Source organism: Citrobacter sp. RHBSTW-00599 (assembly GCF_013784065.1).
Classification (GTDB): domain Bacteria; phylum Pseudomonadota; class Gammaproteobacteria; order Enterobacterales; family Enterobacteriaceae; genus Citrobacter; species Citrobacter braakii.
The window spans coordinates 1,881,638-1,905,284 of the sequence record NZ_CP056717.1 but is presented as its reverse complement, the minus strand read 5'-3'; the positions used below and the strand labels follow the sequence as shown (position 1 = coordinate 1,905,284).

The following is a 23,647-nucleotide window of genomic DNA, read 5'->3' as shown; positions in this document are numbered from 1 at the left end:
ATCTTCACCACCGATTGTTGCGTAACGCTTCGCAAAGCCGCATTAGCATTCAGACGAATCCCGACAGTGTTTCATAATTCCTCCATTTTTCTCCCTTGTTCGCTGGCTAAACTAGTATCATTCCGCGAATCGTTTCAGGATGAGAAACTTATAACAATGAAAGGCAGTAAAAAATCCCGCTGGGTGATAGCAATCGCGATCGTTGTGGCCACCGTCGCCGCCATCTGGTTCTGGCAAAGCCGTAACGACGCCCAGGAAAACGCACCGGGCGCTACCAAACCAGCACAGCACACGCCAGGTTCGGGACGGCGTGGAATGCGCTCCGGGCCGTTGGCTCCCGTTCAGGCTGCCACCGCCGCCATGGAAGCCGTTCCGCGTTACCTGACAGGACTGGGTACCATTACTGCCGCAAATACCGCCACGGTACGTAGCCGGGTGGATGGTCAGCTCATTGCCTTACACTTCGAGGAAGGACAGCAGGTAAAAGCCGGCGACCTGCTGGCAGAGATAGATCCCAGCCAGTTCAAAGTTGCTCTGGCTCAGGCGCAAGGCCAGCTGGCAAAAGATAAAGCCACGCTGGCAAATGCCCGTCGCGACCTTGCCCGCTATCAACAGTTGGTGAAAACTAATCTGGTCTCCCGCCAGGAGCTGGATGCCCAGCAGGCGCTGGTAAATGAAACGTTAGGGACAATCAAAGCCGATGAAGCCAGCGTCGCCAGCGCCCAATTGCAGCTTGACTGGAGCCGGATAACCGCGCCTGTAGAGGGGCGTGTCGGTCTGAAGCAGGTCGACGTCGGTAACCAAATTTCCAGCGGCGATACCACCGGAATCGTCGTCATTACGCAAACCCATCCTATCGACCTGATATTCACCTTGCCTGAAAACGACATTGCCACCGTGTTGCGGGCGCAAAAATCGGGGACTCCGTTAAAGGTCGAAGCCTGGGACCGAACCAATTCGCAAAAACTGAGCGAAGGCGTCCTGCTCAGTCTCGACAATCAGATTGATGCCACGACCGGAACCATCAAAGTTAAAGCCCGTTTTAACAATCAGGATGATGCTTTATTCCCTAACCAGTTCGTTAACGCCCGCATGCTGGTCGACACGGAACAAAACGCCGTGGTGATCCCAACGGCCGCCCTGCAAATGGGCAATGAGGGCCATTTTGTCTGGGTGCTGAACAGCGATAATAAAGTGAGCAAACATCTGGTTAAACCAGGTATTCAGGATAGCCAAAAAGTAGTGATCGCCGCCGGGTTGTCCGCAGGTGATCGGGTCGTAACCGACGGTATTGACCGCCTGACAGAAGGCGCAAAAGTAGAAGTTGTAGAGGCGCATGACGCCTCAGCTCAGGACCAGAAAACTGCGCCCCGCGGATACGGCAAAAAAGGAGCTAACTCCTGATGCAGGTGTTACCTCCGCACAACACAGGCGGGCCATCACGCCTGTTTATTCTGCGACCTGTCGCCACCACGCTGCTGATGGTCGCGATTTTGCTTGCCGGTATTATCGGTTATCGTTTCCTACCGATCGCCGCCTTACCGGAAGTCGATTACCCCACGATTCAGGTCGTTACGCTGTACCCTGGCGCCAGCCCGGACGTCATGACCTCGGCGGTAACCGCGCCGCTTGAGCGTCAGTTCGGACAGATGTCCGGCTTAAAACAGATGTCCTCGCAAAGTTCCGGCGGCGCATCGGTCGTCACGTTGCAGTTTCAACTGACACTCCCGCTGGATGTTGCCGAGCAGGAAGTTCAGGCTGCGATTAACGCCGCCACCAATTTATTACCGGGCGATCTGCCCAACCCGCCGGTCTACAGCAAGGTAAACCCGGCAGATCCACCGATCATGACGCTGGCGGTCACGTCCAGCGCCATGCCTATGACGCAGGTGGAAGATATGGTCGAAACCCGCGTCGCGCAGAAAATCTCTCAGGTTTCCGGTGTCGGTCTGGTAACACTTTCCGGCGGGCAACGACCGGCGGTCCGCGTGAAGCTTAACGCACAGGCTATTGCCGCACTCGGTCTGACCAGCGAAACCATCCGTACAGCCATTACCGGGGCTAACGTCAATTCGGCAAAAGGGAGTCTTGATGGCCCAACGCGTGCTGTCACCCTTTCCGCCAACGACCAGATGCAGTCCGCAGACGAATATCGCCAGCTCATCGTGGCCTATAAAAACGGTGCGCCGGTTCGTCTGGGCGATGTCGCCACCGTCGAACAAGGGGCAGAAAATAGCTGGCTGGGCGCATGGGCCAATAAGCAACAAGCCATTGTGATGAATGTTCAGCGCCAGCCTGGGGCGAACATCATCTCCACGGCAGACAGTATCCGTCAAATGCTGCCGCAGCTCACCGAAAGCCTGCCCAAATCAGTTAAGGTCAGCGTGCTTTCGGATCGTACGACCAATATTCGTGCCTCCGTTGCAGACACCCAGTTTGAGCTAATGCTGGCGATTGCGCTGGTGGTGATGATCATCTACCTGTTCCTGCGCAATATTCCGGCGACGATTATTCCTGCGGTCGCCGTTCCGCTGTCGCTCATCGGCACCTTCGCGGTGATGGTATTTCTTGATTTCTCCATCAATAACCTGACCCTAATGGCGCTAACCATCGCGACAGGATTCGTAGTGGATGACGCTATCGTGGTTATCGAGAATATTTCTCGCTATATCGAAAAAGGCGAAAAACCGCTGACTGCCGCCCTGAAGGGGGCTGGTGAGATTGGTTTTACCATCATCTCTCTGACATTTTCGCTAATCGCCGTGCTGATCCCGCTGTTGTTTATGGGTGATATCGTTGGCCGATTATTCCGCGAGTTTGCCGTTACGCTGGCCGTGGCAATTCTGATTTCCGCCGTCGTCTCGCTCACCCTCACGCCGATGATGTGCGCGCGCATGCTTAATCAGGCCTCGTTGCGTAAGCAAAACCGCTTCTCCCGCGCCTCGGAGCGTATGTTCGATCGCGTCATTGCCGGGTACGGTCACTGGCTGGCAAAAGTGCTGAACCATCCGTGGCTCACGCTGGGCGTGGCGTTCGGCACGCTGGCACTGAGCGTTATGTTATGGGTCTTTATCCCCAAAGGGTTCTTCCCAATCCAGGACAACGGCATCATCCAGGGTACGCTGCAGGCGCCGCAGTCCAGTTCATTTGCCAGCATGGCCCAGCGCCAGCGCCAGGTTTCCGATGTCATCCTTCAAGATCCGGCGGTCGAGAGCCTGACAGCTTTTGTCGGCGTGGATGGTACTAATCCGGCATTGAACAGCGCGCGTCTGCAAATCAACCTTAAGCCGCTGGACGATCGCGACGATCGCGTGCAGAAAGTGATCGCACGCCTACAGGACGCGGTTGACAGAGTACCCGGCGTTGATCTCTATCTTCAGCCCACCCAGGACCTGACGATTGATACCCAGGTCAGCCGGACGCAATATCAGTTTACGCTGCAAGCAACGTCCCTTGACGCCCTCAGCACCTGGGTTCCACAGCTGTTAGAAAAACTTCACCAGCTACCGCAACTGTCCGATGTCAGTAGCGACTGGCAGGACAAAGGGCTGGTGGCGTATGTGAACGTCAATCGCGATAGCGCCAGCCGTTTAGGCATCAGCATGGCGGATGTCGATAACGCCCTGTACAACGCCTTCGGCCAGCGACTGATTTCAACCATCTACACCCAGGCCAACCAGTATCGCGTCGTATTGGAACATGACACCAACAGTACGCCGGGGCTTGCTGCACTGGACACTATCCGTCTGACCAGCAGCGACGGCGGCGTGGTTCCACTTAGCGCAATCGCCAGCATTGAACAGCGTTTCGCTCCGCTGTCGATTAACCACCTCGATCAGTTCCCGGTCACCACCATCTCGTTCAACGTACCGGACGGTCATTCGCTGGGCGATGCGGTGCAGGCAATTCTGGATGCCGAAAAAACGCTCAATCTGCCAGCAAATATTACCACCCAGTTCCAGGGCAGTACGCTCGCTTTCCAGGCCGCGCTGGGTAATACCATCTGGTTGATTGTGGCTGCGGTTGTCGCGATGTATATCGTTCTCGGCGTGCTGTATGAGAGCTTTATTCACCCGATTACCATTCTCTCCACGCTACCCACGGCGGGCGTTGGCGCCCTCCTGGCGTTAATGATTGCCGGCAGTGAACTGGACGTCATCGCGATTATCGGCATTATTTTGCTCATCGGTATCGTCAAGAAAAACGCCATCATGATGATCGACTTCGCCCTTGCCGCGGAGCGCGAACAGGGCATGACCCCACGCGACGCTATTTTCCAGGCCTGTCTGCTGCGTTTTCGCCCGATTCTGATGACTACGCTGGCAGCACTGCTCGGCGCGTTGCCGCTGATGTTAAGTACCGGCGTGGGGGCCGAATTACGTCGTCCATTAGGAATTGGTATGGTCGGCGGTCTGCTGGTAAGCCAGGTATTAACCCTGTTTACCACCCCGGTGATTTATCTGCTGTTTGACCGTCTGTCGCTGTACGTGAAAAGCCGCTTCCCGCGCCAGGAAGAGGAAGCGTAAATGAAATTTTTCGCGCTTTTCATTCATCGTCCGGTGGCGACCATTCTCATTTCGGTGGCCATCACCCTGTGCGGGATACTGGGCTTTCGTCTGCTGCCGGTAGCTCCGCTGCCGCAGGTGGATTTCCCGGTGATCATGGTCAGCGCATCATTACCCGGCGCTTCCCCTGAAACGATGGCGTCTTCGGTAGCCACCCCGCTGGAGCGCTCACTGGGGCGCATCGCGGGCGTGAACGAAATGACCTCGAGCAGTTCCCTTGGCAGTACGCGCATTATTCTTGAATTCAAATTCGACCGTGACATCAATGGCGCGGCGCGGGATGTTCAGGCCGCGATTAACGCAGCGCAAAGCCTGCTACCCAGCGGTATGCCAAGCCGTCCCACGTACCGCAAAGCCAACCCTTCCGATGCGCCAATCATGATCCTGACGCTCACGTCGGACACTTACTCGCAGGGTGAGCTGTACGATTTCGCATCAACCCAATTAGCACAGACCATCGCGCAAATCGACGGCGTGGGTGACGTCGACGTTGGGGGCAGCTCTCTGCCTGCCGTGCGCGTAGGGCTTAATCCGCAAGCGCTGTTTAATCAGGGCGTGTCGCTGGACGACGTGCGTAGCGCGATTGCTAACGCCAATGTGCGTAAGCCGCAGGGAGCTATCGAGAATGATACCCACCGCTGGCAGGTACAAACCAACGATGAGCTGAAAACCGCCGCCGAGTACCAGCCGATTATCATCCACTACAATAACGGCGCTGCGGTGCGGCTGGGCGATGTTGCGTCTGTGAGCGACTCAGTGCAGGACGTACGTAACGCGGGGATGACCAACGCTAAACCGGCTATCCTGCTGATGATCCGCAAGCTGCCAGAAGCCAATATTATTCAGACGGTAGACAGCATTCGGGCCAAATTACCGGAGTTACAAACGCTGGTCCCGGCCGCCATCGATCTACAAATTGCCCAGGATCGTTCACCGACCATTCGCGCCTCGCTGGAGGAAGTCGAACAGACGCTGATTATCTCCGTTGCGCTGGTTATTCTGGTGGTCTTTGTTTTCCTGCGCTCCGGGCGCGCGACCCTGATCCCTGCGGTAGCGGTTCCGGTCTCGCTGATCGGTACCTTTGCCGCCATGTATCTGTGCGGATTCAGCCTGAACAACCTGTCATTAATGGCGTTGACCATTGCCACGGGATTTGTCGTTGATGACGCGATCGTGGTGCTGGAAAATATTGCCCGCCACCTGGAAGCGGGAATGAAGCCACTGCAGGCGGCGCTACAAGGTACGCGCGAAGTGGGATTCACGGTGCTCTCAATGAGCCTGTCGCTGGTAGCGGTGTTCCTCCCGCTGCTGTTAATGGGCGGATTGCCTGGGCGCTTGCTGCGCGAATTTGCCGTCACGCTGTCAGTTGCTATCGGTATCTCGCTGCTGGTGTCGCTGACATTAACGCCAATGATGTGTGGCTGGATGCTCAAATCCAGCGCCCCGCGTGAACAGTCTCGTAAACGAGGTTTTGGTCGTGTGCTGGTGGCACTGCAACAGAGTTACGGCACTTCGCTTAAATGGGTGCTGCGCCATACGCGACTGGTAGGCGTGGTGTTACTTGGCACCATTGCGCTGAATATCTGGCTTTATATTTCCATCCCCAAAACCTTCTTCCCGGAGCAGGATACGGGCGTGTTGATGGGGGGGATTCAGGCCGACCAGAGCATCTCTTTCCAGGCGATGCGCGGCAAACTGCAGGACTTTATGAAGATCATCCGCGACGACCCGGCGGTGAATAACGTCACCGGTTTTACCGGCGGTTCCCGGGTTAACAGCGGGATGATGTTTATCACCCTCAAGCCACGCGATGAGCGCGGTGAAACCGCTCAGCAGGTGATCGACCGCCTGCGCGTCGCGCTTGCAAAAGAGCCTGGCGCGAATCTGTTTCTGATGGCGGTGCAGGATATTCGCGTCGGCGGCCGCCAGGCCAATGCCAGCTATCAATACACATTGCTTTCCGACGATCTGGCGGCGCTGCGCGAGTGGGAACCGAAGATCCGTAAAGCGCTTGCCGCCCTGCCCCAACTGGCGGATGTCAACTCAGATCAGCAGGACAATGGCGCGGAAATGAACCTGGTCTACGATCGCGACACCATGTCTCGTCTGGGGATCGACGTTGCAGCCGCTAACAGCCTGTTGAACAACGCTTTTGGACAACGGCAAATTTCAACTATTTATCAACCGATGAACCAGTACAAAGTGGTGATGGAGGTCGATCGACGTTACACCCAGGATATCAGTGCGCTGGATAAAATGTTCGTCATCAACAATGACGGTAAGGCAATCCCGCTATCGTACTTTGCCAAATGGCAACCGGCGAATGCCCCGCTGTCGGTAAACCATCAGGGCTTGTCCGCTGCCTCAACCGTGTCGTTTAACCTGCCAACAGGTTCTTCACTGTCTGAGGCGACAGAGGCTATCAACAGAACCATGACCCAGCTCGGCGTGCCCTCCACGGTTCGCGGTAGCTTTGCCGGCACGGCACAGGTATTTCAGGACACCATGAACTCACAGGTGATCCTGATTATCGCCGCCATCGCCACGGTCTACATCGTTCTGGGTATGCTGTATGAAAGCTATGTTCATCCCCTGACCATTCTCTCCACGCTACCTTCAGCTGGCGTCGGGGCTTTGCTGGCGCTGGAGCTGTTCAATGCCCCGTTCAGCCTAATCGCCCTGATAGGGATAATGCTATTAATTGGCATTGTGAAGAAAAATGCCATCATGATGGTCGATTTTGCGCTGGAAGCACAGAGAAACGGCAAGCTGCAGCCAGAAGAAGCCATTTTCCAGGCCTGCCTGCTGCGCTTTCGCCCAATCATGATGACCACGCTGGCGGCGTTGTTTGGCGCGCTGCCGCTGGTGTTATCCGCCGGGGATGGCTCCGAACTACGTCAACCTTTGGGGATAACCATTGTCGGCGGGCTGGTCGTGAGTCAACTCCTGACGCTGTACACCACGCCTGTGGTCTATCTCTTTTTCGACCGTCTGCGTCTGCGTTTTTCGCGTAAAAACAGCAAACCGGTAGCAGAGTTATGACAGAACTTCCCGACAGCACCCGCTGGCAGCTTTGGATTGTGGCATTCGGCTTTTTTATGCAGTCGCTGGATACCACCATCGTGAATACTGCGCTTCCCTCGATGGCGGCAAGCCTCGGGGAAAGCCCGTTACACATGCATATGGTCATTGTGTCATATGTTTTAACCGTTGCCGTGATGCTGCCCGCCAGCGGATGGCTGGCGGACAAAGTTGGCGTGCGTAATATCTTCTTCACCGCCATCATCCTGTTTACGCTTGGCTCGCTGTTTTGCGCCGGGTCCAGCACACTCAACGAGCTGGTGATGGCGCGCGTCTTACAAGGCGTTGGCGGTGCGATGATGGTGCCGGTCGGCAGGCTAACGGTGATGAAAATCGTCCCGCGTGAGCAATATATGGCGGCGATGACCTTTGTCACATTGCCCGGTCAGATTGGCCCGCTACTGGGACCGGCATTAGGCGGTATTCTGGTTGAGTACGCCTCCTGGCACTGGATATTTTTGATTAACATTCCGGTTGGTATTGTCGGCGCGATAGCGACGTTAATGCTGATGCCCAACTACACCATGCAAACCCGACGCTTCGATCTCTCCGGATTTGCGATGCTGGCAGTCGGCATGGCAGTACTGACGCTGGCGCTTGATGGCAGTAAAGGAACCGGCATCTCCAGTATCTCGCTGGCAGCGTTGGTTATCTGCGGAGTGCTGGCTATTGCGCTGTATCTGAAACACGCCCATCGTAATCCACGCGCGCTGTTCAGCCTGAATCTGTTTCGCACACCGACCTTCTCGCTGGGTCTTTTCGGCAGTTTTGCCGGACGCATCGGTAGCGGTATGCTGCCGTTTATGACGCCGGTGTTTTTACAAATAGGCCTCGGTTTTTCCCCCTTTCATGCCGGGCTGATGATGATCCCGATGGTGCTCGGCAGTATGGGCATGAAGCGCATTGTGGTGCAGGTCGTTAACCGCTTTGGCTACCGTCGCGTACTGGTCGCTACAACGCTTGGCCTGTCGCTGGTCAGTCTGCTGCTGATGACCACCGCGCTGCTCGGCTGGTATTACGCCCTGCCCTTCGTACTGTTCTTACAGGGAATGGTCAACTCAACGCGCTTTTCATCCATGAACACCCTGACGTTAAAAGACCTGCCTGACGATCTCGCCAGCAGTGGTAACAGCCTGCTGTCAATGATCATGCAGCTGTCGATGAGTATCGGGGTGACCATCGCGGGGCTGCTGCTAGGTATGTTCGGTCAGCAGCATAGCGTCATCGACAGCGGAAGTACGCATACCGTCTTTATGTATACCTGGCTGTGCATCGCATTCATTATCGCGCTGCCCGCCATTATTTTTGCCCGCGTGCCGAACGACACGCAAACCAACGCGGTGATTTCACGGCGCAAGAGGAGCACCTGATGAAGTTCTGGCGGCCCGGTATCACCGGCAAACTGTTTCTGGCGATTTTCGCCACCTGCATCGTATTGCTGATCAGCATGCACTGGGCCGTACGCATAAGCTTCGAACGCGGTTTTATTGACTATATCAAGCACGGTAACGAACAGCGGCTGCAAATGCTCAGCGACGCATTAAGCGAGCAGTATGAGCAGCACGGCAACTGGCGATTCTTACGCAATAACGATCGGTTTGTTTTTCAGATCCTGCGCTCTTTTGAACACGACAACGACGATGATAAACCCGGCCCCGGCATGCCGCCGCACGGCTGGCGTACGCAGTTTTGGGTTGTCGACCAAAATGCCCGCGTGCTGGTCGGTCCGCGTGCTCCGGTCCCCCGTGACGGTATGCGCCATCCGATCCGCGTCAACGGTAGCGAAGTCGGTGCCGTGATTGCCTCTCCCGTGGAACGCTTAACGCGCAATACGGATATCAATTTCGACATGCAGCAAAGACGTTCCAGTTGGCTCATCGTCGCGCTCTCCACGATCCTGGCGGCGCTGGCAACGTTTACGCTGGCGCGCAGCCTGCTGGCCCCGGTCAAGCGGTTAGTGGAAGGCACGCACAAACTGGCGGCTGGCGATTTCACCACTCGCGTTGCGCCGACTAGTACGGATGAGCTGGGCAAGCTGGCGCAGGACTTCAACCAGCTTGCCAGTACGCTGGAAAAAAACCAGCAGATGCGTCGTGACTTTATGGCCGATATTTCTCACGAACTGCGTACGCCGTTAGCGGTGTTGCGCGGTGAACTGGAGGCCATTCAGGATGGCGTACGCCAGTTCACCCCTGACTCCGTTGCCTCTTTGCAAGCTGAAGTGGGTACGCTCACCAAGCTGGTGGACGATCTGCATCAGCTCTCCATGTCCGATGAAGGCGCGCTGGCCTACCAGAAAACATCGCTGGATCTCATCCCGCTGTTGGAAGTGGCAAGTGGCGCATTTCGTGAACGCTTTGCCAGCCGCGGACTGACGATACAACTTTCACTCCCGGACAGCATGACGGTATTTGGCGACAGGGATCGTCTGATGCAGTTGTTCAACAATCTGCTGGAAAACAGTCTGCGCTACACCGACAGCGGCGGCGGGCTGCACATCAGCGCCGAACAACGCGAGCGTATGGTTTTATTAACCTTCGCTGATTCCGCTCCCGGCGTAAGTGACGACCAGTTACAGAAGCTGTTTGAACGCTTTTATCGCACCGAAGGCTCGCGTAACCGTGCCAGCGGTGGTTCCGGGCTGGGGCTGGCAATTTGCGTCAATATCGTACAGGCGCATAATGGTCTGATCCGCGCCGCCCATTCGCCTTTTGGCGGGGTTAGCATTACAGTAACATTACCGCTGGAACGCGATTTACAGAGAGATGTATGACTGAGTTACCCATTGATGAAAACACGCCGCGTATTCTGATCGTAGAAGACGAGCCCAAACTGGGGCAACTGCTTATCGACTATCTGCGCGCGGCAAGCTATGCTCCTACGCTCATCAGCCACGGCGATCTGGTTCTTCCTTACGTGCGTCAGACGCCGCCCGACCTGATCTTGTTGGACCTGATGCTGCCTGGTACCGACGGCCTGACTCTGTGCCGGGAAATCCGCCGATTCTCTGAAGTCCCCATCATGATGGTAACCGCCAAGATAGAAGAAATTGATCGCCTGCTGGGGCTGGAGATCGGTGCGGATGATTATATTTGCAAACCCTACAGCCCGCGTGAAGTTGTTGCTCGCGTGAAGACGATTCTGCGCCGTTGCAAGCCGCAGCGCGAACTGCAACAGATGGATGCTGACAGCCCGTTGATCGTCGATGAAGGTCGTTTTCAGGCGTCCTGGCGTGGGAAAATGCTCGACTTAACGCCTGCTGAATTTCGCTTACTCAAAACGCTGTCGCATGAACCGGGAAAAGTGTTCTCCCGTGAACAGTTGCTCAATCATCTCTATGACGATTACCGTGTCGTTACCGACCGAACCATCGACAGCCATATTAAGAACCTGCGACGCAAGCTGGAATCGCTGGATGCGGAGCAGTCGTTTATCCGCGCGGTCTATGGCGTAGGGTATCGCTGGGAAGCCGACGCCTGTCGGATTGCGTAAACACTCCCGTCCTGCAGGACTCCGCGGCTTCGTGGAGTTCTGTTGACTAGCAACTCTCCAAATATCGCTCATACTCTTTGTGGCAACACTGTCGTCAATAACTGTTTGATATAAAACTTTAATCAAGGAGTTCATATGGCTGGTTGGTTTGAATTAAGCAAGAGTAGCGATGATCAGTACCGCTTTGTTCTTAAGGCTGGAAACGGGGAAACTATCCTTACCAGTGAGCTTTACACGACAAAAGGCGCGGCAGAAAAAGGGATCGCATCTGTCCAGGCTAACAGCCCTCTGGCCGAGCGTTACGAGAAAAAAACGGCAGCTAATGGCAAATTGCATTTCAATCTGAAAGCAGCAAACCACCAGATTATTGGTAGCAGTCAACTGTATGCGAATGAACAGTCGCGCGAGACCGGTATTGCTTCAGTTAAGACCAATGGTGTAAGTCAGACGATAAAAGATAAAACCTGATAATGACTCGCTCAGCCGGGTAACGCCACGCTGTCGCCCGGCGTTTTTCTTTACCTGTCTTCCCCACAGCGCTACAATGCCCGCCCTTAATATGGGGGCACTCCCCTAACCGCCTCATTGAGTGAGGCGAGTCTGACCTGTCATCAGAACGAGAAAATTATGTTTAAACCGGAACTCCTTTCCCCGGCGGGAACGCTGAAAAACATGCGTTACGCTTTCGCCTATGGCGCAGACGCTGTATATGCGGGCCAACCGCGTTACTCACTGCGCGTACGCAACAACGAATTCAATCACGAAAACCTGCAGCTAGGCATTAATGAAGCCCATGAACTGGGTAAAAAATTCTATGTGGTGGTTAATATTGCCCCGCATAACGCCAAGCTGAAGACCTTCATTCGTGACCTGAAACCGGTGGTGGAAATGGGACCGGATGCACTGATCATGTCCGACCCCGGTCTGATTATGCTGGTGCGCGAAAACTTCCCTGACATGGACATTCACCTTTCAGTACAGGCTAACGCCGTAAACTGGGCAACGGTGAAATTCTGGAAGCAGATGGGATTGACCCGTGTGATCCTGTCCCGCGAACTGTCGTTGGAAGAAATTGAAGAGATCCGCACCCAGGTGCCGGATATGGAAATTGAGATCTTTGTTCACGGCGCGCTGTGCATGGCTTACTCCGGCCGCTGCCTGCTCTCTGGCTACATCAACAAGCGTGACCCAAATCAGGGTACCTGTACCAATGCCTGCCGCTGGGAATACAACGTGCAGGAAGGCAAAGAAGACGTGGTGGGCAATATCGTGCATAAGTACGAGCCTATCCCGGTACAAAATGTTGAGCCGACGCTGGGTATTGGCGCGCCGACTGACAAAGTCTTTATGATCGAAGAAGCCCAGCGTCCGGGTGAGTACATGACCGCGTTTGAAGACGAACACGGCACTTACATCATGAACTCGAAGGATTTACGTGCCATTGCCCACGTTGAGCGCCTGACTCAGATGGGCGTGCATTCGCTGAAAATTGAAGGCCGTACTAAATCATACTATTACTGTGCACGTACCGCGCAGGTTTATCGCAAGGCCATTGATGATGCCGCTGCCGGTAAACCGTTCGACCCGCAACTGCTGGAAACGCTGGAAGGTCTGGCGCATCGCGGTTACACCGAGGGGTTCCTGCGCCGCCATACGCATGACGACTATCAGAACTACGAATACGGCTTCTCTGTTTCCGAGCGTCAGCAGTTTGTCGGCGAATTCACTGGCGAACGTAAAGGTGAACTGGCGGCTGTGCTGGTGAAAAATAAATTCACCGTCGGCGACAGCCTGGAGCTGATGACCCCACAGGGCAACATCAACTTTACCCTCGAACAGATGGAAAACGCGAAAGGCGAAGCGATGCCGGTTGCGCCGGGCGATGGTTACACCGTGTGGATGCCTGTACCGGAGGATATCGATCTGAATTATGCATTGTTGATGCGTAATTTTGCCGGTGAGTCCACGCGCAACCCACATGCTAAGTAGTTAATTACGGTTATTTTTCAGCGTTCGGAAGATTCTTAGAAATCGATCACATACCGCTTCGTTCATTAAGGGTATTATCCCATCCGCTGAAAAACATAACCCATAAATGCTAGCTGTACCAGGAACCACCTCCTTAGCCTGCGTAATCTCCCTTACGCAGGCTTATTTTTTGCCTGCCGTTTAAACTCTGCGAATCCCCCCTATTCAAATCACGACTTTCAGGCGAAAAAAAAACCGGGCATTACGCCCGGTTCATTAGGTGATTAGATATTAATGTGCTGCTTCTGGCTTGTGCTTTTGCGCACTCTGGAAACCATAAGTCAGCTCGTTTTTCTCTTTATCCAGCGCAACGGTCACCTGACCGCCATCCACAAGCGAGCCGAACAGCAGTTCGTTAGCCAATGGTTTTTTCAGGTTATCCTGGACAACGCGCGTCATCGGGCGTGCGCCCATTGCGCGGTCATAGCCCTTCTCAGCCAGCCAGTCGCGGGCTTCCTGACTCACTTCCAGAGAGACACCTTTCTGATCCAACTGAACCTGAAGTTCGACGATAAACTTATCAACAACCTGATGAATCACCTCAGTAGAGAGATGATCGAACCAGATAATGTTGTCGAGACGGTTACGGAATTCCGGCGTAAACACTTTTTTGATTTCGCCCATCGCATCAGTACTGTTGTCCTGATGAATCAGCCCAATCGATTTACGCTCGGTTTCACGCACGCCGGCGTTAGTGGTCATGACCAGCACCACGTTGCGGAAATCCGCTTTACGCCCGTTATTGTCGGTCAGCGTACCGTTATCCATCACCTGCAGCAGCAGGTTAAAGACGTCCGGATGCGCTTTTTCGATTTCATCCAGCAGCAGTACCGCATGCGGATGCTTAATGACAGCATCCGTCAGCAAACCGCCCTGGTCGAAACCGACATATCCCGGAGGCGCACCAATCAGGCGGCTGACGGTGTGACGTTCCATATACTCGGACATGTCAAACCGCAGCAGCTCAATACCCAGTGCTTTGGACAACTGCACCGTGACTTCGGTCTTACCGACGCCAGTCGGTCCGGCAAACAGGAACGAACCGACAGGTTTATGCTCGTGTCCCAGACCAGCACGGCTCATTTTGATCGCTTCAGTCAGCGCCTCAATGGCTTTATCCTGTCCGAATACCAGCATTTTCAGACGGTTGCCCAGGTTTTTCAGCGTATCGCGATCGCTCTGCGAAACGCTCTTCTCCGGGATCCGCGCAATGCGGGCCACGACGGACTCGATATCCGCCACGTTGACGGTTTTCTTGCGCTTGCTGACCGGCATCAGACGCGCCCGCGCGCCCGCCTCATCGATCACGTCAATCGCTTTGTCCGGCAGATGACGATCGTTAATGTATTTCACCGCCAGTTCGACCGCTGCACGCACCGCTTTGGCGGTGTAGCGAACGTCATGGTGCGCTTCGTATTTCGGCTTCAGACCGTTGATGATCTGCACGGTCTCTTCTACCGACGGCTCAGTGATATCGATTTTCTGGAAACGGCGTGCTAGCGCGCGGTCCTTTTCAAAGATATTGCTGAATTCCTGATAGGTTGTGGAGCCTATCACACGGATTTTACCGCTGGAGAGCAACGGTTTGATCAGGTTAGCCGCATCCACCTGGCCGCCCGATGCCGCACCCGCGCCGATAATGGTGTGGATCTCATCGATAAACAGAATGCTGTTAGTATCCTGTTCCAGTTGTTTCAGCAGCGCCTTAAAGCGTTTTTCAAAATCGCCACGGTATTTGGTACCCGCCAGCAGCGAGCCGATATCCAGAGAGTAAAGGGTACAATCAGCCATCACTTCCGGCACGTCGCCCTGGACGATACGCCAGGCGAGGCCTTCCGCAATAGCGGTTTTCCCGACGCCAGACTCACCCACCAGCAGCGGGTTATTTTTTCGACGACGGCACAGTACCTGAATGGCGCGTTCCAGCTCTTTGTCCCGGCCAATGAGCGGATCAATTCCGCCCACACGGGCAAGCTGGTTAAGGTTAGTCGTGAAGTTCTCCATACGGTCCTCCCCGCCAGCTTGCTCTTCGTTATTCGGCTGATTACCAGAGTCAGAGGACTGACTTGGTTCGTCTTTGCGCGTGCCATGAGAAATAAAATTCACCACATCAAGGCGACTCACTTCATGCTTACGCAGCAGATAAGCCGCCTGAGATTCCTGCTCGCTGAAGATGGCGACCAGCACATTAGCACCGGTAACTTCATTGCGCCCGGAGGACTGAACATGAAAGACCGCGCGTTGCAACACACGCTGAAAACTCAACGTGGGCTGCGTGTCGCGCTCTTCTTCACTGGCAGGCAATACGGGTGTGGTTTGTTCAATGAAGGCTTCGAGTTCCTGACGCAGCGCCACCAGATCCACAGAACACGCTTCCAGCGCTTCGCGGGCCGATGGGTTACTGAGCAATGCCAGTAGCAAGTGCTCGACGGTCATAAACTCATGTCGGTGCTCGCGCGCTCTGGCGAAAGCCATGTTTAAACTGAGCTCCAGTTCTTGATTGAGCATAGGCACCTCCCCCAATATTTATGCCTGCATTTAGGCTTTTTCTAGCGTACACAGCAACGGATGCTCGTTCTCCCTCGCATACTTGTTCACCATCGCAACTTTGGTTTCAGCCACTTCGGCAGTGAATACGCCGCAAATCGCTTTACCTTGATAGTGAACGGCAAGCATCAGTTGCGTTGCACGTTCTACATCATAAGAAAAGAATTTTTGTAACACGTCAATAACAAACTCCATCGGAGTGTAATCATCATTGACTAATATCACTTTATACATAGATGGCGGTTTTAGCGCGTCGCGCAATTTATCTTCCGCCAGCAGATCGAAATCCAGCCAGTCGTTAGTCTTACCCATTGTCAGTCGTCATCTTCAGTTACGGTTTCCGGCAGAAAATCTTGCCGCTGACAAGCAGCCTATGCGCACAATCAATCTACCTCAAGTATTAGATAACTATCATCTATTAGTGCCATCCGCGACATCTGTCACATAACCGACAATAGCGTTAACTGCTTCAAATTTTGATGCATTTTTACCCTATTCCGTCAGCCTGGCGCTTGACGCCTCGCCTGATTTCTCTAAATTGTAGTTTCGAGAGTTGGCGAGGTTTTGAACAGCCCCCACTCCGCCACCGGTTCATTCCATCTTACTTATATAAGATTTACGAAGGATGTCGAAGCATGGAAACGGGTACTGTTAAGTGGTTCAACAACGCCAAAGGGTTTGGTTTCATCTGCCCCGAAGGCGGCGGCGAAGATATTTTCGCCCATTACTCCACCATTCAGATGGATGGTTACAGAACGCTAAAAGCCGGGCAGTCTGTCCAGTTTGATGTCCACCAGGGGCCAAAAGGCAATCATGCCAGCGTCATCGTGCCTGTCATTGAAGCAGAAGCTGTCGCATAGCTCTTCTGTTTCATTGTGTACATCCCGCAGTCAAAATGCCAGCCTTTGCGGCTGGCATTTTTATCTCGATAGTATTATTCCCGCGCCAGAGCATCTACCGGATCCAGCCGCGCCGCATTTCGCGCCGGTAGCCAGCCAAACAAAATCCCGGTCGCAGTCGAACACAGAAACGCCGTCAATAAGGCTACGGGTGAGAAACCTATTTCCCAGCCAGGCAGGAATAGCTGAAGCGTAAAGGCGATCAGCATCGACAAGCTAATGCCCAACGCGCCGCCAACCAGACACACCAGCACCGCTTCGATTAAGAACTGCTGCAGTACGTCACTGGCGCGGGCGCCAACCGCCATACGAATGCCAATCTCGCGCGTTCGTTCGGTTACCGAAACCAGCATAATATTCATCACACCAATTCCACCGACCACCAGCGAAATCACGGCCACCAGCGTCAGGAAGAGTTGTAATGTACGTGTGGTCTTTTCGGCGGTTTTCAAGACACCGTCCATATTCCAGGTGAAGAAATCCTTCTTACCGTGGCGTAACGTCAGTAGTCGAGTGAGCTGCTGCTCAGCCTGGGCACTATCAAAACCGTCTTTCACCCGCACGGTGATCGAGTTCAGCCACGACTGCCCCATAATTCGCCCGGACATGGTGCTGTAAGGCAGCCAGACCCGCAGGATCTTGCTACTGCCAAACATCGACTGTTTCTCTTCTGCAACACCAATCACCGTGGCAGGCATATTCCCCACCAGCACGACTTCGCCGACAACTTTCGCTTTGTTGGGGAACAATTGACGCCGGGTATTGCTGTCGAGCACCACCACCTGAGCGCGACCCGCCAGTTGTTCAGCGTTAAAAGTGGTCCCTTCGCTAAACGTCATGCCATAGACGTTGAAATAGTCGCCGCTAACGCCATTAGCACTGGCTGCCACGTCGATATTGCCATAGCGTAGCCGCAGGTTTTTCGACACCGCAGGCGTCACCGAACTGACCCAGGGCTGCTTCTGTAACGCCGTTAAATCGTCATACTTCAGCGCCTGTTGATATTGTGGGTCGTCGTCGCCGAAATCTTTGCCAGGATAGATATCGATGGTATTGGTGCCGATAGCGCGAATATCTGCCAGCACCAGCTGTTTAGCCGCATCGCCTACCACCACAATCGACACCACCGAAGCAATACCGATGATGATCCCAAGCATGGTCAGTAGCGTTCGCATTTTATTCGCAGCCATTGCCAGCCAGGCCATGGTGAGCGCTTCGCGAAAACCGCTGGCAAACTGCCCCCAGCCGGACGCCGTTTTCACCGTCGGCTCCACGATATCGCGCCCGGTAGAGGGTTTATGCGACGGCGGATTGCGCACAATCTCGCCGTCACGAATTTCAATGACGCGTTCGGCCTGTGCGGCGACCTGGCTGTCGTGAGTGACGATAATCACCGTATGCCCGCGATCGCGCAGCTGATGCAAAATCGCCATCACCTCTTCGCCTGAATGGCTGTCCAGCGCGCCGGTGGGTTCGTCGGCGAGGATAACCTGTCCCCCGTTCATCAGCGCACGCGCAATACTGACCCGCTGCTGCTGACCACCGGAAAGCTGGGAAGGCTGATAGTCGACTCTGTCGCCTAGACCCAGTCGCTGCAGGAGTTCTTGGGCACGGGCCAGGCGCTGCTTACGTTCGGTGCCAGCGTAGACCGCAGGCATCTCAACGTTTTGCGCGGCGGTTAAATGCGACAACAAATGATAACGCTGGAAGATAAAACCGAAATGTTCGCGACGCAGCTGGGCTAACGCATCGCTATCCAGCGTGGAGACATCGCGCCCGGCAACCCGATACGTACCGCTGGTGGGTTTGTCCAGACAGCCGAGAATATTCATCAGCGTCGATTTACCCGAGCCAGACGCCCCGACAATCGCTACCATTTCCCCGGCCTGAATGCTCAAGGATACGTCCTTCAATACCTCGACCTGACCTTCGCCTGACGGATAGCTGCGGCGGATATTGCTCAGTTCAAGCAATGCCGTCATTTTGGCGCTCCAGCGTTGCCCTCACCGGTGATGACTTCATCCCCCTCTTCCAGCCCTTTAACGATTTCCACATCGGTGTCATTACGCGCGCCGATAACCACTTCACGTTCACGGGTTTCACCGTTACGCAGCAGCCTGACGTTATAACGATTGTTGCCAATAGGATCGCCCAGCGCCGACAGCGGGATCGTCAGGACATTTTTCACATCGGTGAGCTGGATATGGACCTGCGCGGTCATATCCAGACGCAGGATCCCTTTCGGGTTGGGAACTTCGAAGCGAGCATAGTAGAAAATCGCATCATTCACTTTCTCTGGCGTCGGAAGAACATCTTTGAGCTTACCTTCGTAGCGCGTCTGAGGATCGCCCAGTACGGTAAACCAGGCCTTTTGCCCGGGATGCAGGTGAATCACATCCGCCTCGGAAACCTGCGCTTTCACCAGCATGGTGCTCATATCTGCCAATGTCAGAATGTTAGGTGCCTGCTGGGCAGCAATAACGGTTTGCCCCTGAAGGGTAGTAATTTGCGTGACTTCGCCTGCCATTGGCGCGACGATGCGGGTGTAATCAAGGTTGGTTTTTGCCGTATCGAGAGAGGCCTGATTACGCTTAATTTGCGCATCAATTGTGCCGATTTGCGCCTGTTTGACCGCCATCTGAGTAGCCGCCGTGTCGAGATCCTGCTGCGAGACAGCCTGGGTTTTCGCCAGCTGTTGCTGACGGGAAAGCGTTACCCGCGCCAGTTTCCACTCGGCTTCAGCCTGTAAACGCTGAGCGCGTAATTCCATCAGCGTCGCTTCAACCTCTTTAATCTGGTTTTGCGCCTGTTCAGGATCGATAACGCCAAGCAGTTGATCTTTTTTTACTTTGTCGCCAATCGCGACCGACAGCGTTTTTAACTGCCCGCTTACCTGCGCCCCGACGTCAACTTTCCGCAACGCATCCAGTTTGCCGGTTGCCAGTACGCTTTGCTGCAGATCGCCCGGACGCACAATTAACGTTTGATACTGAGGTAAAGGCGCATTAAGCGTTCGCCAAAGTGCAATTATCGCCACAATAATGATGATGGCGAAGAGAAAATAGCGCTTTTTGATTTTTCCCTTGAGCTTCATAAATGTCCCAATTTCCCCCAATACGTCCACCAGAGTGGAGTGGTAAACATCAACGTTAAATAAATAGCCGTTGAAAAACGCAAGAATAACAGAGTTATTGATGAATGGTTAAGATCCGCTGTGTTGAAATTAGTACCAGAGTATCAATCGGATTTAAATTATGAGTCAACTAACTGAAAGCACTTTTCTTTCCACTAAACCCATTACCAGCTTTGGCCTTTTTTACGGCCTGAGCAGCGGTCATATACGACCCGCACATTGCTGGGATAAACGGAGCTTTCGTCGTAAGTTTATCTGGCGCTCACTGTTGATACCCCGTCTGACTCAGGAATGGATGAGTGAACTCGCCCAATGGCCGGACCTTGAAAGCCTGCTCTCCCGCCAACCCCGGCTGCCGGTGCGTATGCACCGTCCTTACCTCGCGGCAAATTTCACTCGTAAAATGCGTTTAGACGCGGTGCGTTTTCATTACCATGTTATCCGCCACGCATTCTTACCCGCAGAGTTTAACGCCTTATTAACCAATGACGGTTTACAGCTGGCGCAAATTGAAGGCAAAGATGGCGATATATTTACCGTAACCATGATGATGTTCCCGGTACTGGATAAAGAGGGAGAAAGTACCATTCAGGTGCAAAATGGCGACGGGGACGTGCTGACCAAAATGACGTTTACGTTCTGCGAATATAATGGGAAAAGTACATTATTCATTGGCGGCGTACAGGGCAATTCGCAACTTCCACATGAAGCAATACAAAAAGCGACGAAGTCCTGCCACGGTATTTTCCCAAAACGTATAATTATGGAAGCCATTTGCCGTTTAGCAGAACAGTTGAATATCGAAAAGGTCATGGCGGTCAGCAATGAACAGCATATCTTTCGCAGCCCGCGTTACCACGATAAAAACAAGGTGATACTTTCCGACTACAACGCATTTTGGGAGTCGGTTGGCGGTGAGTGCGACAGTCACGGCTATTACCATATCCCACGCACAATGGCGCGAAAAAGCGAAGCGGACATTGCCAGCAAAAAACGCGCGGAATACCGCCGTCGCTACCAGTTACTGGACAGCATCCACTCGCAGCTGTCGTCGATGTTTCGCCGCTAATCCGCTCTGCCGCGTGCCAACCACAGCACGCGGGAAAACATTTTTCGCAGCAGCGTTGGCACCGCGTCAACGCCGCGCCGCCCGGCTTCCATCGCCACCTCAATGGCTAAATCTGGTTTTGACGACCGGTGAATCGCCTTCGAGATAATTTTGCGCATATTCATGGGCACGTTTTCGGGGATTTGCGCCACCCTGTGAAAAACGTCAGCGAACCCCTGGCGATACATAAAGTGTTCCATGTCCAGCGCGGGAAGCATGGTTAAATGATCGCGCTCTTCTTCTCTGTCGTTATTCAACAAACTCCGCACCGTAGCGGCATACTTTTTCCCGGCTTCATCACCATCAACCAGCACATGCCACTCGATACCCATCCGGCGGGCGAACTTAACCAGCGGCTTAAGGCCGGACTGGGCAAATTCAATGACTTTGATACCTTCCGCATCAAAGTGGTGCCCACACTGGCGGGCCAGTTCGTTAATGACCCAGGTTTCCGTTTCGCCTTCCACCAGCAGCCAACAGCGGGCAAACAACGACGATGCACGGTTAAAACGAATATGAAAGGCAATACGCCGACCATCTTCTGCGCTGATCCCACCTGGCCCAAGCCGCCAGGCGGCGACGCGGGAAGACTCACGCACCAGGCGGACAACGTGTTCCACGGGGGTGAGGGACAGTAACTCACCTGAGTTGGTGGTCGCCACCCGTTGCAGTGGAAGCAAATTCAGCAGGTGCCAGGCAACCGACAGCATAATCGGATGTAAACGCGTTTCAGGATCTTCTACCAACAGTAACGGCCGGGCGTCTTTATCCAGCCTCAGCGTACCTTTGGCCTGTAACAGCGTCGAAAACAATCCCAACAAGATCACGCGGTGCGTGCGTCCGCCCGGTCTATCAATCATACGGTTGATAATATCCAGATAGCGCCAGCTACGTTGTTCGTTATTGGAACGTCGACGCATCAGACGATAGCGGGACTGACTGGAACCCTGCTCAGAAAAATAGTGTTCCAATAGCTGTACCATGGCCGATAACCCCTGACGTATCTGCCCATCTGTCAGGTTTTGCGGTCGGGTAGCCAGTTCACGTGCCAGAAAATCCAGTTGCCGCGCGGTCACTTCGACATCCGCCGAATCCGGCACCGTACCGTTACGGATCCGTCGCATAAAACGCGCGTCGCGCAGGCGCAGTACTGGCATCAAACGCACGAGGTGCCGCGCCTGATCGTTAATGTCGTCGAGGGGAAGCTGATGGCCCTCGCCATCCAGAAAACTGCGTAACGTCAGAACGCTACCGTCGTCCGCACATTCACCTTCCAGCCGATAGAAAATGCGGTGATAGCCATCCTGACACAGCGTCCAGCTGGCTTCCAGAGGACGATACCTGCGCACGCGGTGGCGACCTGGTTGAGACTCACGAAACGTCAGGATGATATGCAGATGATGTTCCCGGCCTTGTATATCACCCGGCGGGAACCAGAAATCTTCGCGGTCAAAGTGGTACAAATCAGTTTCCGGCGACAGCAACAGGGTTAAAGCATCCAGCAGACTGGACTTACCCCACGCGTTCTCCCCAATCAGCACGTTGCTTTGCTCCAGCATCAACGACAGACGGTTAATACCACGAAATCCAACAATCTCAACGCGTTCGAGAATCATATAGCCTCCGGAAATGCTAACTTTTTCCTTCAAGTTATCAGGAGTATAACGGCAAGCGGGCGCTCAAGACACCCGATATGATCAGGAGGTTAGTCGCAGAAATCAAAAAATATAAGAATATTCTTCTTATGTTTTCCCTGGAATATTATTTCAGAACTCAATCATCGCCGTTTTGCTAATTGAACTATGCTTCATTCATCCAATATTCAAAAAGGAATCACAACATATTGCCTTAAATCAAATTTTTTCATCAATTTAACTGGCGAAGGGATGATGTTTTTTTCTAAAATACCGGCTCTTTCATCATCGTCCCTTTTAGCGATGAATTACCGGGTAAGGAACACGAACCCGGAACTTTTAATTGAGGTGGTTATGTTCAGGAAATTAGCAGCCGAATTCTTCGGTACGTTTTGGCTCGTCTTTGGTGGGTGCGGTAGCGCAGTTCTGGCCGCAGCATTCCCGGAGTTGGGTATTGGATTTGCCGGTGTCGCGCTGGCGTTTGGTTTGACCGTATTAACCATGGCATTCGCCGTAGGTCATATTTCCGGCGGACACTTTAACCCGGCGGTGACCTTCGGTTTATGGGCGGGCGGTCGCTTCCCGGCAAAAGACGTTATTGGTTATGTTATCGCTCAGGTTGTGGGCGGTATTGTTGCAGCAGCGGCACTGTATCTTATTGCCAGCGGTAAAGCTGGTTTTGACGCAACTGCCAGTGGTTTTGCCTCGAACGGCTTTGGTGAACATTCACCTGGCGGCTATTCAATGCTGTCTGCCGTCGTAATTGAAATTATTTTGACCGCTGGTTTCTTATTAGTGATCCACGGTGCGACCGATAAACATGCTCCGGCAGGTTTTGCACCTATTGCGATTGGTCTGGCGTTAACCCTGATCCACTTGATCAGTATTCCGGTTACCAACACCTCCGTTAACCCGGCACGTAGTACCGCCGTAGCCATCTTCCAGGGCGGCTGGGCATTGCAACAATTGTGGTTCTTCTGGGTTATGCCGATTATCGGTGGGGTCCTCGGCGGTCTTATTTACCGCACTCTGCTGGAAAAACGCGATTAATCGATAACAAAAAAGGCCTGGCGCAAGTCAGGTCTTTTTTTTCCCGCTATATTTCCTTTTATTTGCAACTTTACTCCCTTCTTTGCATTGAGTAGTGTGTGCTGGCGCAT

Annotated in this window: 16 protein-coding genes; 11 read left to right on the top strand and 5 right to left on the bottom strand. The window is 53.8% G+C overall.

Annotated elements, in window-relative coordinates; all coding sequences use genetic code 11:
• Positions 1-156: 156 nt before the first annotated feature.
• From HV243_RS09100 to yegQ, 8 genes are all read left to right on the top strand, one after another.
• The gene (locus HV243_RS09100; protein WP_053388847.1) at positions 157-1,404 is read left to right on the top strand and encodes an MdtA/MuxA family multidrug efflux RND transporter periplasmic adaptor subunit; all 1,248 of its coding nucleotides are present in this window, start codon (positions 157-159) and stop codon (positions 1,402-1,404) included.
• Positions 1,404-4,526, top strand: a complete 3,123-nt coding sequence (locus HV243_RS09095; RefSeq protein ID WP_053388846.1) for an MdtB/MuxB family multidrug efflux RND transporter permease subunit — start codon at positions 1,404-1,406, stop codon at positions 4,524-4,526. The genes HV243_RS09100 and HV243_RS09095 overlap by 1 nt, the downstream gene beginning before the upstream one ends.
• Positions 4,527-7,607 carry a multidrug efflux RND transporter permease subunit MdtC gene (gene mdtC / locus HV243_RS09090; protein WP_016153604.1) on the top strand — a complete coding sequence of 1,027 codons (3,081 nt, stop codon included), beginning with the start codon at positions 4,527-4,529 and terminating at the stop codon, positions 7,605-7,607.
• Complete coding sequence (locus HV243_RS09085) at positions 7,604-9,016, top strand: MFS transporter (RefSeq protein WP_016153605.1); 1,413 nt, start codon at positions 7,604-7,606, stop codon at positions 9,014-9,016. The genes mdtC and HV243_RS09085 overlap by 4 nt, the downstream gene beginning before the upstream one ends.
• A complete protein-coding gene (baeS, locus tag HV243_RS09080) occupies positions 9,016-10,419 on the top strand; it encodes a two-component system sensor histidine kinase BaeS (protein WP_016153606.1) in 1,404 nt (467 codons plus the stop codon). The genes HV243_RS09085 and baeS overlap by 1 nt, the downstream gene beginning before the upstream one ends.
• The gene (gene baeR, locus HV243_RS09075; RefSeq protein ID WP_019077149.1) at positions 10,416-11,138 is read left to right on the top strand and encodes a two-component system response regulator BaeR; all 723 of its coding nucleotides are present in this window, start codon (positions 10,416-10,418) and stop codon (positions 11,136-11,138) included. The genes baeS and baeR overlap by 4 nt, the downstream gene beginning before the upstream one ends.
• A gap of 135 nt (positions 11,139-11,273) precedes the next feature.
• The gene (locus tag HV243_RS09070) at positions 11,274-11,606 is read left to right on the top strand and encodes a YegP family protein (protein WP_016153608.1); all 333 of its coding nucleotides are present in this window, start codon (positions 11,274-11,276) and stop codon (positions 11,604-11,606) included.
• 159 nt (positions 11,607-11,765) lie between these two features.
• Entirely contained in the window at positions 11,766-13,127 is a 1,362-nt protein-coding gene (yegQ, locus tag HV243_RS09065; RefSeq protein WP_006683890.1) for a tRNA 5-hydroxyuridine modification protein YegQ, read from the top strand.
• 270 nt (positions 13,128-13,397) lie between these two features.
• Here the strand turns inward: yegQ and clpA are convergent, their stop codons facing one another.
• Positions 13,398-15,674 (bottom strand): ATP-dependent Clp protease ATP-binding subunit ClpA, encoded by a 2,277-nt coding sequence (gene clpA / locus HV243_RS09060; protein WP_016153651.1) that lies wholly within the window; start codon positions 15,672-15,674, stop codon positions 13,398-13,400.
• 30 nt (positions 15,675-15,704) lie between these two features.
• Positions 15,705-16,025: an ATP-dependent Clp protease adapter ClpS gene (gene clpS / locus HV243_RS09055; RefSeq protein WP_003036810.1), complete on the bottom strand. Its 321-nt coding sequence runs from the start codon at positions 16,023-16,025 to the stop codon at positions 15,705-15,707.
• A 323-nt stretch (positions 16,026-16,348) separates the two neighbouring features.
• On the opposite strand from clpS, the gene cspD reads away from it, so the two are divergent.
• Positions 16,349-16,573, top strand: coding sequence for a cold shock-like protein CspD (cspD, locus tag HV243_RS09050; RefSeq protein ID WP_003036813.1), 225 nt, complete (start codon positions 16,349-16,351; stop codon positions 16,571-16,573).
• Between the two features lie 74 nt (positions 16,574-16,647).
• Here the strand turns inward: cspD and macB are convergent, their stop codons facing one another.
• The gene (gene macB, locus HV243_RS09045; RefSeq protein ID WP_053388845.1) at positions 16,648-18,594 is read right to left on the bottom strand and encodes a macrolide ABC transporter ATP-binding protein/permease MacB; all 1,947 of its coding nucleotides are present in this window, start codon (positions 18,592-18,594) and stop codon (positions 16,648-16,650) included.
• Positions 18,591-19,706 (bottom strand): macrolide transporter subunit MacA, encoded by a 1,116-nt coding sequence (gene macA, locus HV243_RS09040; RefSeq protein WP_016156938.1) that lies wholly within the window; start codon positions 19,704-19,706, stop codon positions 18,591-18,593. The genes macB and macA overlap by 4 nt, the downstream gene beginning before the upstream one ends.
• A gap of 160 nt (positions 19,707-19,866) precedes the next feature.
• Between macA and HV243_RS09035 the strand changes: the two genes are divergently transcribed.
• Complete coding sequence (locus tag HV243_RS09035; RefSeq protein ID WP_053388844.1) at positions 19,867-20,814, top strand: VirK/YbjX family protein; 948 nt, start codon at positions 19,867-19,869, stop codon at positions 20,812-20,814.
• Here the strand turns inward: HV243_RS09035 and HV243_RS09030 are convergent.
• On the bottom strand, positions 20,811-22,469 hold the full coding sequence (locus HV243_RS09030) for an ATP-dependent endonuclease (RefSeq protein WP_016153655.1): 1,659 nt from the start codon (positions 22,467-22,469) through the stop codon (positions 20,811-20,813). The genes HV243_RS09035 and HV243_RS09030 overlap by 4 nt on opposite strands.
• Positions 22,470-22,841: 372 nt before the next feature.
• On the opposite strand from HV243_RS09030, the gene aqpZ reads away from it, so the two are divergent.
• On the top strand, positions 22,842-23,537 hold the full coding sequence (gene aqpZ / locus HV243_RS09025; protein ID WP_003840208.1) for an aquaporin Z: 696 nt from the start codon (positions 22,842-22,844) through the stop codon (positions 23,535-23,537).
• The last annotated feature ends 110 nt before the right edge of the window (positions 23,538-23,647 follow it).

Excerpts from the sequence above, each read along its gene's own strand:
- HV243_RS09100 (WP_053388847.1), top strand. The coding sequence starts at position 157 with ATGAAAGGCAGTAAAAAATCCCGCTGGGTGATAGCAATCGCGATCGTT.
- HV243_RS09095 (WP_053388846.1), top strand. The coding sequence starts at position 1,404 with ATGCAGGTGTTACCTCCGCACAACACAGGCGGGCCATCACGCCTGTTT.
- mdtC (WP_016153604.1), top strand. The coding sequence starts at position 4,527 with ATGAAATTTTTCGCGCTTTTCATTCATCGTCCGGTGGCGACCATTCTC.
- HV243_RS09085 (WP_016153605.1), top strand. The coding sequence starts at position 7,604 with ATGACAGAACTTCCCGACAGCACCCGCTGGCAGCTTTGGATTGTGGCA.
- baeS (WP_016153606.1), top strand. The coding sequence starts at position 9,016 with ATGAAGTTCTGGCGGCCCGGTATCACCGGCAAACTGTTTCTGGCGATT.
- baeR (WP_019077149.1), top strand. The coding sequence starts at position 10,416 with ATGACTGAGTTACCCATTGATGAAAACACGCCGCGTATTCTGATCGTA.
- HV243_RS09070 (WP_016153608.1), top strand. The coding sequence starts at position 11,274 with ATGGCTGGTTGGTTTGAATTAAGCAAGAGTAGCGATGATCAGTACCGC.
- yegQ (WP_006683890.1), top strand. The coding sequence starts at position 11,766 with ATGTTTAAACCGGAACTCCTTTCCCCGGCGGGAACGCTGAAAAACATG.
- clpA (WP_016153651.1), bottom strand. The coding sequence starts at position 15,674 with ATGCTCAATCAAGAACTGGAGCTCAGTTTAAACATGGCTTTCGCCAGA.
- clpS (WP_003036810.1), bottom strand. The coding sequence starts at position 16,025 with ATGGGTAAGACTAACGACTGGCTGGATTTCGATCTGCTGGCGGAAGAT.
- cspD (WP_003036813.1), top strand. The coding sequence starts at position 16,349 with ATGGAAACGGGTACTGTTAAGTGGTTCAACAACGCCAAAGGGTTTGGT.
- macB (WP_053388845.1), bottom strand. The coding sequence starts at position 18,594 with ATGACGGCATTGCTTGAACTGAGCAATATCCGCCGCAGCTATCCGTCA.
- macA (WP_016156938.1), bottom strand. The coding sequence starts at position 19,706 with ATGAAGCTCAAGGGAAAAATCAAAAAGCGCTATTTTCTCTTCGCCATC.
- HV243_RS09035 (WP_053388844.1), top strand. The coding sequence starts at position 19,867 with ATGAGTCAACTAACTGAAAGCACTTTTCTTTCCACTAAACCCATTACC.
- HV243_RS09030 (WP_016153655.1), bottom strand. The coding sequence starts at position 22,469 with ATGATTCTCGAACGCGTTGAGATTGTTGGATTTCGTGGTATTAACCGT.
- aqpZ (WP_003840208.1), top strand. The coding sequence starts at position 22,842 with ATGTTCAGGAAATTAGCAGCCGAATTCTTCGGTACGTTTTGGCTCGTC.